At 51.0% G+C, this 16,325-nt stretch carries 10 protein-coding genes and 2 pseudogenes; 6 read left to right on the plus strand and 6 right to left on the minus strand.

Translation table 11 applies throughout. From position 1 onward, the window contains the following. Positions 1–60 precede the first annotated feature (60 nt). A complete protein-coding gene (locus C1752_RS09520; RefSeq protein ID WP_110985810.1) occupies positions 61–459 on the plus strand; it encodes a DUF8738 domain-containing protein in 399 nt (132 codons plus the stop codon). A 32-nt stretch (positions 460–491) separates the two neighbouring features. Here C1752_RS09520 and C1752_RS09525 read toward each other — a convergent pair whose 3' ends face one another. Beyond that, positions 492–3,149, minus strand: coding sequence for a M16 family metallopeptidase (locus C1752_RS09525; protein WP_110985811.1), 2,658 nt, complete (start codon positions 3,147–3,149; stop codon positions 492–494). A gap of 865 nt (positions 3,150–4,014) precedes the next feature. On the opposite strand from C1752_RS09525, the gene C1752_RS09530 reads away from it, so the two are divergent. The 4 genes from C1752_RS09530 (at position 4,015) to C1752_RS09545 (ending at position 8,466) form a co-directional block, all read left to right on the plus strand. Further along, positions 4,015–4,176: a lasso peptide gene (locus C1752_RS09530; RefSeq protein WP_158535052.1), complete on the plus strand. Its 162-nt coding sequence runs from the start codon at positions 4,015–4,017 to the stop codon at positions 4,174–4,176. A gap of 204 nt (positions 4,177–4,380) precedes the next feature. Beyond that, positions 4,381–5,289 (plus strand): phosphoenolpyruvate carboxykinase (ATP), encoded by a 909-nt coding sequence (locus tag C1752_RS09535; protein ID WP_146242314.1) that lies wholly within the window; start codon positions 4,381–4,383, stop codon positions 5,287–5,289. A gap of 120 nt (positions 5,290–5,409) precedes the next feature. After that, positions 5,410–7,224 (plus strand): ABC transporter ATP-binding protein, encoded by a 1,815-nt coding sequence (locus C1752_RS09540; protein WP_110985814.1) that lies wholly within the window; start codon positions 5,410–5,412, stop codon positions 7,222–7,224. Positions 7,225–7,251: 27 nt separating this feature from the next. After that, complete coding sequence (locus tag C1752_RS09545; protein WP_110985815.1) at positions 7,252–8,466, plus strand: nucleotidyltransferase domain-containing protein; 1,215 nt, start codon at positions 7,252–7,254, stop codon at positions 8,464–8,466. Positions 8,467–8,526: 60 nt separating this feature from the next. On the opposite strand, the gene C1752_RS09550 is transcribed toward C1752_RS09545, so the two are convergent. The 4 genes from C1752_RS09550 to C1752_RS09565 form a co-directional block, all read right to left on the minus strand. Then, a complete protein-coding gene (locus C1752_RS09550) occupies positions 8,527–10,002 on the minus strand; it encodes a hypothetical protein (protein ID WP_233501492.1) in 1,476 nt (491 codons plus the stop codon). A gap of 462 nt (positions 10,003–10,464) precedes the next feature. Continuing rightward, positions 10,465–14,775 (minus strand): AAA-like domain-containing protein, encoded by a 4,311-nt coding sequence (locus C1752_RS09555; protein ID WP_146242315.1) that lies wholly within the window; start codon positions 14,773–14,775, stop codon positions 10,465–10,467. 60 nt (positions 14,776–14,835) lie between these two features. After that, on the minus strand, positions 14,836–15,255 hold the full coding sequence (locus C1752_RS09560) for a hypothetical protein (protein ID WP_110985817.1): 420 nt from the start codon (positions 15,253–15,255) through the stop codon (positions 14,836–14,838). A 103-nt stretch (positions 15,256–15,358) separates the two neighbouring features. Further along, a complete protein-coding gene (locus tag C1752_RS09565; RefSeq protein ID WP_110985818.1) occupies positions 15,359–15,847 on the minus strand; it encodes a hypothetical protein in 489 nt (162 codons plus the stop codon). A 238-nt stretch (positions 15,848–16,085) separates the two neighbouring features. Between C1752_RS09565 and C1752_RS29250 the strand changes: the two are divergent. Then, positions 16,086–16,166: pseudogene (locus C1752_RS29250) on the plus strand (DUF29 domain-containing protein); the annotation flags it as partial. Between the two features lie 45 nt (positions 16,167–16,211). Here C1752_RS29250 and C1752_RS29255 read toward each other — a convergent pair. Beyond that, a pseudogene (locus C1752_RS29255) lies at positions 16,212–16,325 on the minus strand (IS1 family transposase); the annotation flags it as partial.

Genomic DNA, 16,325 nt, shown 5'->3' on the forward strand with positions numbered 1-16,325 from the left:
GCAAAGCGGTTGGCATCATCAACTCTAGATTGGGTTTGAGCAACTTAGAGGTCAGATCTCATGTTTTCCTTTACTCGATTTATTAGCTTGCTGCTCAGTCTTAGCCTGCTGGGCGGCTGCACTATTTCGGCACAGCCCGAAGCCCCCAGTTCAGTCCCTCAGACTACCGCGCCGAATTCTGAACAGGGAGCCGCTGCTGAGCAAGAAGGGCTGCCGGACGAAGTTGCAAATCAGGTCAAAGCTCAGCTTAGTGAAGAGCTGGGTGTGACATCGCTGCAGGTTAAAGCCTACAGCAGAGAAACTTGGTCCGATGGCTGTCTGGGTTTGGGGGGACCGGCTGAGGCCTGTCTAGCAGCACTGACCGAAGGGTGGCAGGTAGAAGTCATGGATACGGCAACGGGCCAAAGCTACGTCTATCGGACGACTCTCAATGGCGATAGTGTTCGGCGCTCGCCCTAGCAGAAGACTCAGGCTTCTGTCATTCGGAGCAATTAGGATTGCGCTCCTGCCGTCACGATAATGAGTTTATCTGGGTGAATTAAAGATTCAATGGCAGCATTGACTTCATCCAGCGAGATGTCATTAAGCTTTTGCGGAAACTCTTGAATGGCAGTCAGGGGCAACCCGTGCACTTCATTCATAAGAATGCGCTGGGCAAGAAGGTCGGGGGCTGCAAGATCAACGGGGTAGCTATTGACTAGCGTTCGTTGCACTGTCTCTAGCTCGCTTGCCGTAATCCCCGATTCTCGGAGCTGTCGCAGGAGCATGAGGGTGCTAGAGATGGCCTGCTCTGAATCCTCTGGGGAGGTCTGCATTTGGATCGCAAAGGGGCCCGCCTGTTCTCCGGCAGCAAAATAGCTATAGATGCCATAGGTGAGTCCTTGGCGATCGCGAATTTCTGTCCCCAATCGACTGGCTAGGGTATCGCCCCCCAAGACTTGGTTAAATAAAAGTGCAGCATAGTAGCGGGGGTCGTGCCGATTGATGCCGCAGTAGCCCAGATAGGTCACGACCTGAGATTTACCGGTCATGGGGACCTGAAGGCGATCAATCTCCGACGGCTGCGTTACCTCTGGAAAAGATAGTGAGGGAACAGAACCCTGCGACTGCCACGCCCCCAATAGATGCTCTAGCTTGTCAGTAATCTCGCCTACCTTGAAGTCGCCCACTAACGTTAGTATGGTTTGCCGGGGCAGGTAGTGAGTTTGATAGAAGTGCTGCAGGTCGTCCCGAGTGATGGCTCTCAGGCTTTCTTCTGTCGGGAAAGAGTGAAAGGGGTGCGTTGCTGGGTAGATCCGCTGCTGAAAAGTGCGCCGCGCCAGCCGCCCTGGATCGTCTAGCTCCATCTTGAGACCCGAGAGGGTGCGCTGTTGCGATCGCAACACCTCCTGTTCAGGGAACGTCGCATTCTGCAGTACATCTGCCAGCGTATCGAGCAAAACTGAGATATTGCTGGACAGGGCATAGCCTTCAATATCAACCCCTTCTCGAAAAGAGCTGAAGTCTAGTCCTGCTCCACAGTTCTCCAGCGCCTTAGCAAGGGTGAGGGCATCCTTCGTTTGGGTGCCGCTGAGCAAATTATCTGCCGTCAGTCCGGCTAAACCAGGAGACTGCAGATCAAAGCTATTGCCAGCCTGAATGTAGCCACTAAGGGTCACCGTAGGCGAGCTGTGGTCTTCAAGCAGCAGCACCCGCAGACCGTTCGATAGCACCACTTTTTCAGGCAGCGCCTGGGTACTCGAAACCGTCGCGTCCGGGATGGGGGGCAAATATTGCGCCACCACCGCTGGATCCACCGGCTCACTGGGGCTAAAGTCTTCCGCAGTCTGCGTTGCGGGACCACCGGAAAAAGGCTGGTCGGTGAGTTGAGAGGGTTCAAACCAACCCGACGTTCGCTGACTGGACTTCAGATACTGGGCAGCAACCCGCTGTACATCCGCTGCCGTCACCGCTTCCAGATGCGCTAAATAGCGATCGCTGTAGCGATAGTCCCCCGAGACAATCTGGTTATAGGCCAACTGACTGGCCTGATGGTCAATTTCTCGATTGCTAAGAATTAGACTGGCCTTGAGTTGGACCTTCGCCCGCAGCAGCTCCTCGGCGCTGACGGGCTGCTGCTGGATCACCGTAATCGTCTCCTGCAGTACCCGATCTAACGTCTCTAGATCTTGGTCTGGAGCAGCGACCACCGAAATGTTGTACCAACCCGGCTCCATTAGCGCCACCGCATAGGCACTCACGTAGCTAGCCAGCCCCGAATCAATCAGAGCCTGGTAAAACCGAGAATTGCGCCCTGCCGACAGAATGCTGTCCATAATGTCTAGCGCTGGCACATCAGGGTGATGCACATTGGGCAAGGGATAAACAGCCTCCAACAGTGAAGTACTGCCAGGTTCTCGAAGGATAATAGGGTCAGGAGTTCCCTCTCCCTGGGCGTCTAAGGAGGCCGTAATCACCGGCTCGACAGGCGAAGCGGCAAAATCACCGAAGGCTTGCTCTACAACCGCTAGCGTGGAAGCTGTTTCAAAATCGCCCGTAATCACCAGAACAGCATTACTGGGACAGTAAAAGCGATCGTAATAATCTTTGACCTGGGGCGCTGTGAACTTCTCCACATCGGCCTTAGATCCGCCTACCGATAGACCATAGGGGTGGTTGGGGAACGCTCGCTGCATTACAGCTTTACCCAAGCGATACTCAGGACTGTTCTCGTAGCCCTGCAGTTCAGAAATCACCACCCGCTGTTCACTGGCGAGCTGCTCTGCATCAATGCGGGCGTTCCGCATTCGGTCCGCTTCAAGGACAAGTAGCGCCTCTAATTTATCGCGGCTGACCGTACCGAAATAGGCCGTCATGTCGTAGCTGGTAAAGGCATTGGAATCGCTGCCTAGGGCACTGAAAAGGCGACCAAACTGAATCGGGCGCTGGTGAGTCCCCTTAAACAATAAATGCTCAAGCTGGTGGGCTATGCCGCTGGAACCGGGCTTCTCGTTGCGAGCCCCGACTCGATACCAAACTTGAACGCTGACCACTGGTGCTGTATGGACTTCTTTAGTGAGAACAGTCAGACCATTGGAGAGTGTAGTTTGCTGAACGTTCTTAGTGAGGGTATCCCCAGCAGGGGAAGGGTGTGAAGACACAACGGTCATGGGCAAAAGAGGATCCTACAAATAGCGGTTTCCTCATTCTAGGTCCATTGCCTTCACGGTTGCTAAGTCACTGGGGTTTGGTCATCAGTACTCGCCAAACGACCAAAATAAAGAGACTACTAAAGCCCATAACCATGGTCCAATCTTGCCAGCTTTCAGGGTGAAGGAGCTGCAGCACAGAGGAACCTCTTGGTAAGTACTCATGCTTATTATAAGCTCAATAGCTCGGCTTTGTAGCGGTCTATAGCAATACGCGGCTAAGTGAGGACAGCCCTTCTTTAGCGGACATGATGTTCAACCATTTTGATGTCCTAATCAATACGCGTACTGCCATACCTGTGGGGCAAGGTGATCATGCTCTAGATCTCTGTAGTCTGCCACAGTAGAGCTGCTCGGTCTCATCTGGACACCACCATCTCTATTTTTGGAACGTTAAGAGAATATTGCGTTCTGTTAACCTGGCGGTTATAATTTTGTACACTGTAATTACAAAAGTAATGCTAGTTATGTCTATGAACATCTCGTTCATAGTCTTCTGTTAGTTATTCAGGCGCTACTCACTATCAAACTCACTTGCTTGGGGGGTACAGGCAAGATAGAGGGTTTTGGGGTAAGCAAAGCATAGGCAATCTCGGTTGTTTATGTCTCTGCAACGTCTATTTCGCTGTTAGATAAGTACATTCGCGAGCTTTAGGTTGATTCTAATTTCGCTAGATGCGTTCTGAAGAGCAATGCTCGAAGGAACTGTCCTGCATGTCTGCACACGAGATAGCCGCTGCTCGCTGATCATTCATTCGCGGTCTCAATGACTAACGTCACTAGTGTCTTTTGGCAGTTTGTATGCACTTTTTCTAGGAGATAAATGATGCAGCATAAGAAAGCTTATTCATCCCCAGCCTTGGCTGTTCACGGTTCTGTTGAGGAAATCACGAAGGGATACGGTCGTCGTCGCCGTCGTCGTCGTCATGCCCGTCACATTTTCATCAAGCGAGCAAGGCTTAAGCATCCCCAAGGCAGCGGTTCATAGTCGCGCTATTTCCTGTTTTTTAGGAAAGCGTACGGGGCTTTTTGCGCTTCCGTTTGCTGGCTTAAGGTCACCAGGCGGGGGCTCTGAGTTTTGAACGCTGATAACGCGGTGCTCTGCATCGCGTTATTGTCTGTGAGTTTCTCCTGCTCAAAATTTAGATTTCAGCAACAGGCGACTTCAAACGCGATTGGTGTACAACGATTCATGCCTATGTATTCTGCCTACGGTCTCACCCTTCAGTCTGACCTTCATTTACCAGAATTAGCTCCTGGGACGGGCGATGCAGATATCGTCATCCGGTGGGGCAAGCTGTCTGCACCGTCGCTGGTCGCTACGAATTCAGAATGTACCTGTCACATCCGCGAGCAGGTTGCCTATCTCGCCTGGGAGAATGCTGGAACCTTTAGGGTGAAAGGAGGACGGGAGATTATTGTCGACCCGTTACCCGGGGCCGATGAGCGAGTGATCCGCCTTTACTTGTTGGGGGCTGCCCTTGGATTACTGTTGCATCAGCGTCAGTTGCTAGTGCTTCATGCGAGTACGGTGGCTGTTAATGGCGTTGCTATTGCATTTCTAGGCGACAGCGGTCAGGGCAAATCCACAACCGCAGGAGCCTTCCAGCTACGGGGCCACCAGGTGATGACCGATGACGTCACTGCGCTACGGATGGATGTGCCTCCTCTGGTGCTACCCGGCTACCCACAGCTTAAGCTTTGGCCTGAATCGGCAGAGTGTTTAGGCGACAAACCTGAGGCGATGCCGCGTCTGCACCCACAATTAGAGAAGCGATCGCATCACTATCACGACCAGTTTTCCCTGGAGCCGCTGCCGCTACAGTGCATTTATCTGTTAGGCGAGGGACCTACCTTAGAGTTAGAAGTTCTAACTGGACAGGATGCCTTAATGGAGCTGTTGCCGAATTGGTACTGCACTCGCTTCGGCGACGCCATGCTTCAGGCCACCAACCACGCCGCTCATTTTGCTCACTTTACTCAGCTTGTGAAGCAGGTGCCCATCTGCTACCTGAGTCGGCAATATGACTTGGACGCAGTATCCGACATTGTGGATTTAGTTGAATTACACCTTGCCGACCTAGCCTTAGCCAGCGTTTGATTCGGGTTGGTGATTGCTCCTATCGCCGTCGCCAGCTAAGTTAGGGTAGCCCTTCTTTGGCAGACATCGGTTTTAACAACCTTGATGTCCTAATTAATCCGTCGAAGGCTGTAATTCGTGATGCCAGTGGGTCCATTGCTTCATTTGCTTCGTGCCCAATGTGGCGCCCTCAAAACTGCGACAAAGCTGGTCTGGCAGAGTTCTCCGGGCTGGACGATTGGTCGTCTGATTCTCGTTGTCATTCAGGGGATTTTACCCCTCGCCTCTCTCTATCTCACCAAGCTGATCGTCGATGCTGTAACCGTCAGCGTCACGGACGCAGACAAAGCCCCTATTCTCAATCAGGCGCTGGTATTGGTGGGGCTCTACGCCGGGGTGATGCTGATTACGAACCTGTGTATCGCCCTCTCAGAGCTGATCAATGCGGCCCAGCGCCAGCGGCTGACCGATTACACCCAAGAATTACTCCATACGCAAGCTGCAGCCCTAGACCTTGGATACTACGAAGATCCTGAGTACCACGACATTTTAGAGCGAGCCGAAGAAGAAGCCCCCTACCGCCCCGTCGATATTCTCGACAACCTTGTGCAGATCGGTGAAAACGGCATTTCGCTGCTGGCAATGGTGGGATTGCTCCTGTCGCTGCATGCAGGTCTGATTGGGGTGTTGTTTGCGGCAGCTCTACCCGCAATGTTTGTGAAAATGAAATTTGCTCAGGTGTTCTATCGCTGGGAGCGCAGCCGTACGTCTCTGGAACGACAGGCTGACTATTTAGGGTGGCTGCTAACGTCTGACTCGGCAGCGAAAGAGGTGCGACTCTATGGCCTGAGCCGCTTCTTTGGACAGCGATTTCAGCAGATTCGCCAGCGCCTGTATCGAGAGAAATTAAAGCTGGTGATGCGGCGATTTATTTGGTTCGCCGGTACTCAGTTGATCACGAGCGGTGTCGTATTTTTAGCCTATGCTTTTATCGTTTATCAGACGGTGCAGGGCACTCTAAAGCTTGGGGATTTAGTGCTCTACCATCAGGCCTTTCAGCGTGGACAAGGCGCAATGCGAGCGGTCCTGCAGGGATTAGCCGGTCTATATGAAGATAATCTCTTCATTGAGAATTTCCGGGAATTTCTAGCTCTGAAGTCTCGCTTGCCTGCTTTGGTCAAGCCTCGATCTGTCCCGATGCCTCTGCAGCAGGGTATTACGCTGGAGAACGTCAGCTTCCAATATCCTAAAACTACGCGGCAGGCTCTCCGAAACGTAAGTCTCACGATTCGTCCCCAAGAAACCATTGCGCTGGTGGGCGAGAACGGCTGTGGTAAAACAACGCTAGTGAAGCTGTTGTGTCGCCTTTACGATCCGACCGAAGGCCGAATTGCGCTAGATGGCATTGATCTCAGATCCTTCGAGATTACAGAGCTGCACCGCCACATGAGCGCAGTGTTTCAAGACTATGTGCAGTACCATCTGACGGCTCGGGAAAATATTGGGTTAGGGAATATTGAGCTGTCCGATGAGGCTGCCATTAAGGAAGCAGCTCTTCGTTCAGGAGCCGATACGGTGATTCATCAACTGCCGCAGGGGTATCAAACGGTGCTCGGCAAGTGGTTTGAAGCTGGTGAAGAACTCAGTGGTGGACAGTGGCAGTCCATTGCTCTGGCTCGGGCTTTCTTACGCAATTCCCCCATTATTATCCTGGATGAACCCACGAGCGCTCTTGACCCCAAGGCAGAGTATGAGGTCTTCCAGAAGTTTTACCAGCTGACGCACAACCAAACCGCAATCTTAATCAGTCATCGCTTAGCAACTGTCAGGATGGCGGACTGTATTTACGTCATGGCAAATGGTTCAATCATTGAGAAGGGTACACATCAGGAGTTGCTGAGACGGGGGGGGACCTATGCTCAGCTCTATGAGACGCAAGCTAAAAATTACCGCTAATTTTTGATCTATTTAGAATCAATCCCTATGGTCATCTCGGCAAACCCAATTGCCTCAACGGTCACAGTAATATCTCCAGAAATGCAGCTAGTGCTGTACTGCGCGCGTACCCAGCTCAATGACGCCATTGTTGACCAGCTACAGCAACTCCTGCAGCAGCCCCTTGATTGGGCTAGTGTCATTGAAGCGGCCTTTACGCATCGCGTCGTTCCGCTGCTGTATCAGGCTCTCAATACCCACGCTTCGGCCTTAGTGCCTGCTGAGATTCTAGAAGAGCTGCAGCAAGAGTTTCAGGACAATCAACTGGATAATCTTGCTTTGACGCAGGAACTGGTGCAGCTTCTTAAACTATTGGCTGAACATCAGATTCCAGCTATTTCTTTTAAGGGGCCGCTTCTGGCAACCACTGTCTACCAAAATTTAGCGCTGCGAACGTTTAGTGATTTAGACATCTTGGTGCATCCTCAGCATTTTGGAGAAGCCCGCGATCTGCTGTTTGCCCACGGCTACCGGTCTGGCATGCAGCATGTCTATCTGCTCAACTCTCCCAGACACGAGGGAAAACTCGTACGGGCTTTGGGTGAATGTCCGTTTCAGCACCCGGAAACCTTATTCTGTATCGATTTACATCAGCGTCTGGTGGCGGGCGAGTTCTATCATCTGTCGTTTACCTTTGATCAGATTTGGTATCGTCTCCAGACAGTGTCTGTGCTGGGGGCACCGATCGCTAGCCTCCATCCAGAGGATTTGTTGCTCTACCTTTGTATTCATGGGGCCAAGGATCGCTGGCAGCGTCTGAGCTGGGTTTGTGATGTGGCTGAGCTGGTTCGCCTACACGATGAACTGAACTGGGCTGATCTAGTTCAGAAAGCTCGCTGGGCCGGAACAGAGCAAATGTTGCTGCTGGGTTTGGTGTTGGCTCGGGATTTGTTAGCGGTGGAGTTGCCAGATGCGATCGCAACTCTCATAAAAACAGACTTCCGCCAGCAATCATTAGCCTCTCAGGTCCGGCAGCAGATTATTCAAGGCGACGACGACGCAGATCTGACCGTCAACCTATGGCAGCGCTTTATCTTTGGCTTTCAGCTCCTTGAACGCTTCGACGATCGGTCTCGCTGTAGCCTCACCTTTGTCAAAAATCTCTTGAGACCTACGCCAGACGATCGCGAGTTTTATCCACTCCCGACGTGGCTGTCTTTTCTTTATCCCGTTGTGCGACTAGCCCGACTGCTGAGTCAGTGACCTGGTCATGAAAAAGAGGTCACAGGCAGAATTATGTTGAAAGCAGGGCAGACAATAGGATTATAGGCGGACTCGCTGCCAAGTTTTTACGTCACGAAACTTGGGTTTAACAGGCAACTCAACGGTCGATAAGACATCTGCAAGACTGGACACGTCTTCAGGCACAGCAATGCCAGAGGTGGCTCCTGTCGTAGTGATGAGCGTTCCATCATAATCTGAGGGGGGGCGAGTTGTAGAGCTGCTAGGTGCATTGACGACATCTTCTACCCAAACAACTCCATCAAAGTTGCTGTTACCAGGACTGGGGCAACCGTCTCCCGTCGTTTGAATTTGTAAGTCTAAGTAAGGGCTATAGAAAAAGGCTGTATCAATACAACTGGTGTCATAAAGGTCTAACGGTGCACCGTCAATTGCAGTCATGATGATTCTCAGATCACCGACTCGAGGAGGCTGACCATCGGTGCGTATATTCTGAATCTTGGAGTTCCCTCTGAGAGATGACCACCAATGGACGTAGAGATATACGGGACCAGACGTTGTATCTACCGTCACTGTATCGTTCCCAGTGAGCTGGATCTCGGGCGTTTGGTAGTAGGTAATGCCACCACCGGCTGCAGTCAAGGTTCTACTGCTGTTCAAAACGCCCAAGTCAGTCCCTTGGGGAGTCACAGGCCAAGTAAACGCAATCGGACAGGCTGTAATTTTTCCTTTAACGGCATCCCCGCTGAAGCCATCCGTCGAGCCGGACCAGATCGCGTCTAAAGACTGAGAACGCTTGCTATCCCCTGGAGAAGTTCCTCCTGTAAAAGTCGGACTTGCTGAATAGCCAGGATTATAGAAAAGGTTGCCATTATTGCCTGTCACAGTTCTGCCTTGTAGATAAATGCTTCGGCTCGTGAGTACACCAGGAAAAACTTCAGGGGTGTCAACCCGTAGGGTTGTGACAATGTAAGAGGCCGAGGCGTCTCGTGTACCTTCGATTAAAAAGCTAGCTGTTTTCTGAGTTTGGTTATATCGATAAGCCTTGAGAGTGTATTGGCCACTGGTGCCAAATGCACCGCTGTAGCTGATGTTGGGTGGAGCTATCCCCGGGCTAATGCATGGGGTTGTCGTCGCACTTCCCCATTCATCAATCGCAGCGCTTTCTTCGTCCCCGCTATTGAGCATGCCATCTGGGCCAAAGTAAGTTTTGCCTGTTTTAGGATTAATGGGATCATAATTACGAGCCAATAAGACTGCATTATTCGGCCTCATAAGCTGGGCTAACGTTCGTGCAAAGCCACCTTCCGCACTGGCTTGACTTGCGCCAGATTCTTTTCGTTGCCATGCAGTGGAGCGACTGTTTTGAGAGACCAGTATCGTGGTCATTCCCAACGTCAGCATAACCAGTCCTAACCCTATTGCTAAAGGCAAGGCAAAACCCTGATCGGCCTTCTGGTAACGACTCTGGCTATCAGCGACTGAAAAAGCAGACGAGGCAACTAGCGTGCTGACAAAAGCACGTTGCACTATTTTGAGGCTGTTTGGAAGCACCATCTGTAACCTTTAGATATCAACTCTGCCAGAGCCTCCGCAGTGCAAAAATGAGATTGTGATTTTGACCTAATGCTGGCGCGTTCAGGATGACTGAACGTTCTGTCATTATGGTACCTGCAGGAAACCAACTGTTGCCTCAGAAAATCTACGGGATCTTTCCATAGGGATAAGGCCAGAAAGATCTGCGACAAACAGCGTTGCTTAGGCTAATTTTTAAAACAGCTTTAAAATGCACACTGTTATTGCCTTAAATTCGTACGAGTAAAGCGCTAAAGGGAATTTTGATAAAGACTTGTGAGAAATCCAGATAAAGACTGAGACTTTCTCAACGACGACGCGGTATTCACAGTGAGTCGTATTCTGCTTACCTGCTGTCAAAGCGCGAATACTACGGGAATCAAGATGGCATAATAATTGACTCCGCTTCCACCCAAGATTCTTGCAAAATTGAACACTAGGACTTTAAAACGCATTGGCTGATGTATCCATCGCGTCAGCCCGATCGTCACAGATTTCTGAGAGGTTAATCCCTTGCCCCTGACTGTTGTACAGCCCGCCGCGCTGAGACTCAGGGGCTAGCGTTGAATTCAGTCGCCGACAGGCTCGACCTATCAGCGTCTCTAAAGTATCGACAGGCCAAACTTTTACAGTCGTCTGAGGTGTCTGACCGTGAGGCGCATCTTCGATGACTGCAATCTGAGTCCAGTCAGGATTGAGAGCTGACAGAATGCCGTAGTAATTCGCCGTGTCGTATTGGGCAATTTGTCGCCCTTGAAGATCCCAGATGCGGGCAGTGCGATCTCTAATGCTAGAAGTTGCAAACTTTTGCCCATCGGGGCTAAACCGGAACTGATCAATGGCTCCTGAGTGGCCGATAAAGGTGGTAATTTGCTGACCGTCAAGGGTCCAGAGCTGGACGTTGCCGCTGTCTTGAGCAACAGCGTAGCGATCGCCGGTCGGACTCGGCCAAACTTTGCTGCTGTACAACTCCTCAGAGGGATGCCGTTGCGTCTCCTCTAGTAGCTTGCCTTGGGTATTCCAGCGACGGAGGGCACCATCAACAGCCGCTGTTATGATCTGGTTTTGCCCTGCTGAAAACCATGCTGTGGCAATGTCTGAACCCGCAGGATGCTTCAGTGTTGCAGTCTGTTGGCCTTGGCTATCCCAGAATGCGATCACCCCATCGAAGTCCTGTGTCGCAATGCGATTGTCCCCCAAACTGAAAAGAGCCTTATGGGTTTTTGGCACAACGAAAGTCTGACGTAATCTGCCGCTCAAATCCCAGGACTTGATTGTCTTTTGATCGATCAGAGCAGTAATACGACGACTGTTGAAGCTCCAAATGAGATCGTATCCTTGGGTTTGTCCCTCGACCGGAATGGCCGCAACCTGCCGACCATCAGAGTTCCATAGTCGGATCATGACATCCTTGGAGGAGAACATATTAGATTCGACCGTGGCAAGATGCTTTCCTTGAGGCTGAAAGACGGGGGCACTAATGCTCGTCTCTTTCAAAGAGTGCGTTTTGAGCAAGGTGCCGTCTTCAGTCCAGAGACGCAAGATACTCCCTTTCCCTGGCCTAGCATCAACCGTAACCATGCGGTTATTTTGCGAGGTGAAGCCAACAAACCAAGGGCGGTGCTCGGAACTGGCAGAAGGTAACGACGTCAGTTGATTTCCCTGTATATTCCAGAGATGGGTGGCATTGTCAGAAGAGGAAGAGGCGGTACTGACTAAATAGCGATCGCTACCAAACCAAAGTCTCTGGGACCATTCCTTGGCTTCAGATGTGGATTGGATTTCGGGAACATGCCCCTTGAAACTAAGAATTTGATTGCCCTTTAAATCTTGAATCTGAATCTCGCCCTCCCAAGTGAGTCCAGCCATGCGATCGCCGGATGGACTAAAGTCAAATGCTGCAAAGTCAGGGCGCTTGAGTTCTTGGATCAGCTCGCCTTGGAGGTCCGTAAGCTGTATTGTTTTTTTGTCATCACTCCACACCTGCAAATGCCGACCGGATGTCGATAAAGTGATCGTGCTATGACTGGTCGCCTCATCAATTATCTGACCGGCTAGATTCCAACGTCGCACAATACTGCGATGTTCGCGGCTGTTACTGCTCCCGTCCCCTTTTTCCGCTTCAATCTTGTTAATTTCTTGCTGGTCAACCGTTACAATCTCTCCCTGTTCTGGGTAGAATGCCACCTGCGTACCGTCGGCAAACCTATCGTCAATTTCAATATTGAGTGTCGTCACGCGTTTACCACCTAACTTATGAATGCAGAGCCGTCCGGCACAGCTCATCGCGACTAGATTTCGACGACCCAATGCTGAGGGTTGTTCGGGAGAGGCGACATAGACAGACCACAGTTTGAAGTCCTCCGACTGCTTTGCAGCGTTTAGTGGATACTCTTGGAGTTTTTTCCCTTGGATATCCCAGAGCTTTAGCAGCGGTGTACCCTCAGCACCACTCAACGTTATATACCGCTGGCTATCGGCGCTCAACCATACATCTGGGATGTTTTTCCTTTGACTGAAGAACCGGAGTTCATCGGGGCCATCGTAGATCGTTCCCGCCTGTTGAATCTGGTCCAAAATCGTTTGTAATGCCAGTAAGGGGCTGGCTGCGGGGTACTCAGCTAGCCGTCGACCATCCGCGACAATTTGCTGCAGCTCTTTGCCTAAGTTGACAGCCGCGACCAATCCTGAAATTTGCTGCACTGAAAACCGCTGTAGAACCTCTAAGCCAGAACGCTCTAGTCTTGTACCCTCTTGGGCTTCTTGCTGGGCGATGAGGGCGATTTGAGTGTTTGATTCCGCCTTGGCTTGGGCCGACTCTGCCTGTACTTGGGCCGTGAGCGCTTGACGAGTATTGGCTTTAGCCTGCGCTTCACTTGAGATCGCATCCCGCTGTTCCAGTTCAGCTTGTTGCCGTTCCAGTTCAGCCTGTTGAGTGCGCGATTGAGCGGAAAGCGTGGCTTGATTGGCCTGCGTCGCTCGTCGGCGAGCTGCGATAATCTGTCGGTTTGCGGCCTGAATTTTGGTTCGGGTTTGTTTTTGTGTCCGAGTGAGAATCTGGTTGGCTTGCTTTACATCAGATTGGGCAAGGGTTAATTCAGTGCGCGCTTTCTGTGAGGCTCGCTCAGCCAAGCGCGTTTTTGACTGAGCCGTCTGGAATGCCTGTTCTGCCTCACTCGTCTTTTCGTTCGCCGCTCTCGCCTCAATAGCGGCCTGACTAGAGTAGGTCAGAGATCCGGCTAAAGCTAACCCCGCAAAGGTTAGAATGCCTGCCCCTAAACGAATGCGCTGATTGGCTTTTTTGTTGGCTTTAGCAAGGATCTGCTTGGCCTCTGCTTCAAGGGCTAGGGCCGCCTCAACCCTTTCTTTCTCAGCTTCCTGACAGGCAGCCAGAAAGGTATAGTCCAAATCGCTGAGGCTTTTGCCATCCGCCCAGACCTGAGCCTCTTTGAGCGCAGTTCCCCGCAGCAGCCGTGATGAGTCCTGGTGATTTGAAGCCACCCAAGCCTCTAGCGCTGGGGCATAGGGGCGCAGGTCAGCCAAGGACTGTGTGACCCAATCTTGATTAAAAACTCTGGCATAGATGGGGTTAAAAACCTGAAGCTGTCCCTGGCGTCTAACCACCAGCCCGGTTAAACGTAGCTCTCGCTGCTCGGAACTGTCATTGGCCTGCACGCCCTGCTGTTGCAGGATGTTTTGATAGAGCCCCAGCAGGCGTCCAGAGCTATTGGGATTGCAGAAGATGCGATCGCGAATCGTTCTCAGATGCTCAGGCTCATCCTGACTTTCCCAGTTCTCAATCACGTAGGCTTGAGCCACCTGTTCAATATTGGAATTGTTGCCTTCAGCCACTAACTGACAGAGCTTCTGAGTCAAAAATGGCTGTCCCCCCGTCCAGTACAAAATCTGCTCCAGCGCCTGCTCGGGAGCCTCTGCTCCTAATCCTGGCATCAATGCATTCTGAGCTTGGTCGAGCTCAAATCCATTCAGCTCAATGGCCCGCCCGATATTAAACGGGGTTCGTTTTTTATCCGCAATCAGATCGGAGGGAGTGGCAACCCCAAGTAAACAAAAGGTCAGTCGCCGATAGTTTGGATCATCGGCCCGGTTGTTATAGCAGGACCGAATCCAGCTGAAGAAATCATCAGTAGAAAAGTCAAAACTGAGAACGCTATCGATTTCATCAATAAAGATAACGATGTTATCGGTGACTGCCGTGAGCAGCACCTCATCGATTAGCTCACTCAGCTGCTGGACGGGCGAAAGAAAGCTATGCTCATCCCACCACTGTCGCCATTTGAATTTCTTGGCCTGTTTGAAATTTCGAAGAATGCGATAGGCAACTCCTTTGTACCAAGCCTCTTCTGCAATCTCGGTACCGATGGCTGATAAGTCCACGACTCCACAGGCGGTACCCTCAGCCTGTAGCTGCTGCATCACCCGCACCCGCAGGCTAGACTTACCCATTTGCCGTGAGTTGAGAACGTAGCAGAACTCACCGTTTTTCAGAGCCTGGTAGAGATTTCGGTCGGCGGTCCGCACAACATAGGTGGGATCATCTAGAGGAAGACTGCCCCCCAGATGACGGTAGGGATGAGATGGGTTAGCGTTCATGATGGGAAAAGAGAGAGGGATGCGATCGCAAAAAAATATTGGGCTGGATAGGCCAGCCTCTAAACCCCAGGGAAATCGATAGGCTGGACCCATAATAGCTGGAGCATTAGAGAGATCGGCAAAGACTTCATGTATTCTCAAGTTGCCTGATCGTGATGCTCCAGCTCGGTGTCTGAGTCGCCAGTCGTAGGCTTAATTAAGCTATCGAAGGGTGATGGTATATTGCTGACCTTGCGTACACTTGACCAACGTGCCAGATTCTTTCTTGCTGACTTTCCAGCTCCACTTGCCCTTATTTGTCAGCGTCCGGTATTTCACCCTGATTTTAGTGTCGTCTTTATTGACCTTCTCTAGATTCCGAATCTCTTGCCAGGGTTGACCACTGGGGATAACCTCATTCGGGACTGGCTCTGAACGCCACTTATCATCTTTCTCATCCCAGTAGTCGAGATCAATAACCTTGATTTTTTGACTGGTATCATTTTGAACTTTGAGATAAGCGTCTTTACAGCTTTTACGAAATATTCCTGCTGATGCTGGAGACGAAAGCATCATGAGTGGTGCGACTGCTGTTAGGAATGCAAACTTTAGACTGAGTGCTTTTTTAGCTGTGTTATTCATTGTGATTCACCCGACTGAGTTCTTCTAGTTTTGGATAGATGTGTGCAGAAGCTGATGTGTTGCTCTGATGTGGATCAGCTTTCTTAAATGATGGGAAATAGTCTTAGTTAACCTGAGTCATTTCAACAATGGCAGGTCGCACTTGTTGAAGGTCTAGGACACAGATTCCAAAAGCATTCGCATCACGGCACGGTCCTTTGGAGGTCAGATAGTTTTGCGCTGCGTAGCTGCTGGAAAACGCTCGAGTATGAACCTGCTCACCAATGCCCGCATATCGGAAGATCGCGTAGTGCGTTCTTTGAAACTCCTGCTGCTTTTTGGTCGCAGTCTCTTTGTCAACAGGGCCAAAACGTTGCACAACACTGCGGGTATGGGGGTTCTTCTGAGTCACGGAATATTTAGGTGCTGAGGGAGGTGTGACGGGCGTTGTTCCACCGTCGCATCCGAGTCTGAGGCCGGGTAGCTCAATACAAAAAGCATGGGCCGGTGCATGGGTAAAAGTTGTAACTGCAGCCAGGCTTAAAGCAGTGGTTGCGGTGAGAAGTAGACCTTTTTTGGCTAAAACTTGAGCGATTGCTTGAGTATTTTTCACTGTGTTTCTCCTGACTGTTAATAAAGATTGGTGCGAATTGAATTGATGTATTCGCTTGACAATTTCAATCTTCATCGAACTCAGAAGAATCCTCAATGGGACAAAATGGGATGTCGAAACTCTTGTTTATGGGGTGCTCAGCGAGAACATTAGGTTTTATTAGGTGCTGAACTCGCTGCTCAATAGTCGTGGTGCTAGAGTTAGAGAGAATCAGTCAAACGTTGATTGAGTTGCATCCATGACTTATGCAAAGACGCTTTACGAGACTGACACCGTGGCTTGGTCCGATCAACAGGCTCAGATTCTGCGTGATCGTCGTTGGCATGATTTGGATTTGGGCAACTTAATCGAGGGCACTGTCCAGCTAAGAAGTGACGCATCTAAAACTTCTGACCACCAATATCTCAGCAATTTCAACTGGCCGCTGGATGAATCCCAACACCATCGCAGGGGTGCGCTTGTGTCGGTGGCCCCAGTG

Origin of the sequence: Acaryochloris thomasi RCC1774 (assembly GCF_003231495.1) — a bacterium.
In the GTDB taxonomy this organism is placed as follows: Bacteria; Cyanobacteriota; Cyanobacteriia; order Thermosynechococcales; family Thermosynechococcaceae; genus RCC1774.

What these genes read in the sequence shown, in the direction of transcription:
- C1752_RS09520 (WP_110985810.1), top strand. Translation starts at nt 61, where the DNA reads ATGTTTTCCTTTACTCGATTTATTAGCTTGCTGCTCAGTCTTAGCCTG.
- C1752_RS09525 (WP_110985811.1), bottom strand. Translation starts at nt 3,149, where the DNA reads ATGACCGTTGTGTCTTCACACCCTTCCCCTGCTGGGGATACCCTCACT.
- C1752_RS09530 (WP_158535052.1), top strand. Translation starts at nt 4,015, where the DNA reads ATGCAGCATAAGAAAGCTTATTCATCCCCAGCCTTGGCTGTTCACGGT.
- C1752_RS09535 (WP_146242314.1), top strand. Translation starts at nt 4,381, where the DNA reads ATGCCTATGTATTCTGCCTACGGTCTCACCCTTCAGTCTGACCTTCAT.
- C1752_RS09540 (WP_110985814.1), top strand. Translation starts at nt 5,410, where the DNA reads ATGCCAGTGGGTCCATTGCTTCATTTGCTTCGTGCCCAATGTGGCGCC.
- C1752_RS09545 (WP_110985815.1), top strand. Translation starts at nt 7,252, where the DNA reads ATGGTCATCTCGGCAAACCCAATTGCCTCAACGGTCACAGTAATATCT.
- C1752_RS09550 (WP_233501492.1), bottom strand. Translation starts at nt 10,002, where the DNA reads ATGGTGCTTCCAAACAGCCTCAAAATAGTGCAACGTGCTTTTGTCAGC.
- C1752_RS09560 (WP_110985817.1), bottom strand. Translation starts at nt 15,255, where the DNA reads ATGAATAACACAGCTAAAAAAGCACTCAGTCTAAAGTTTGCATTCCTA.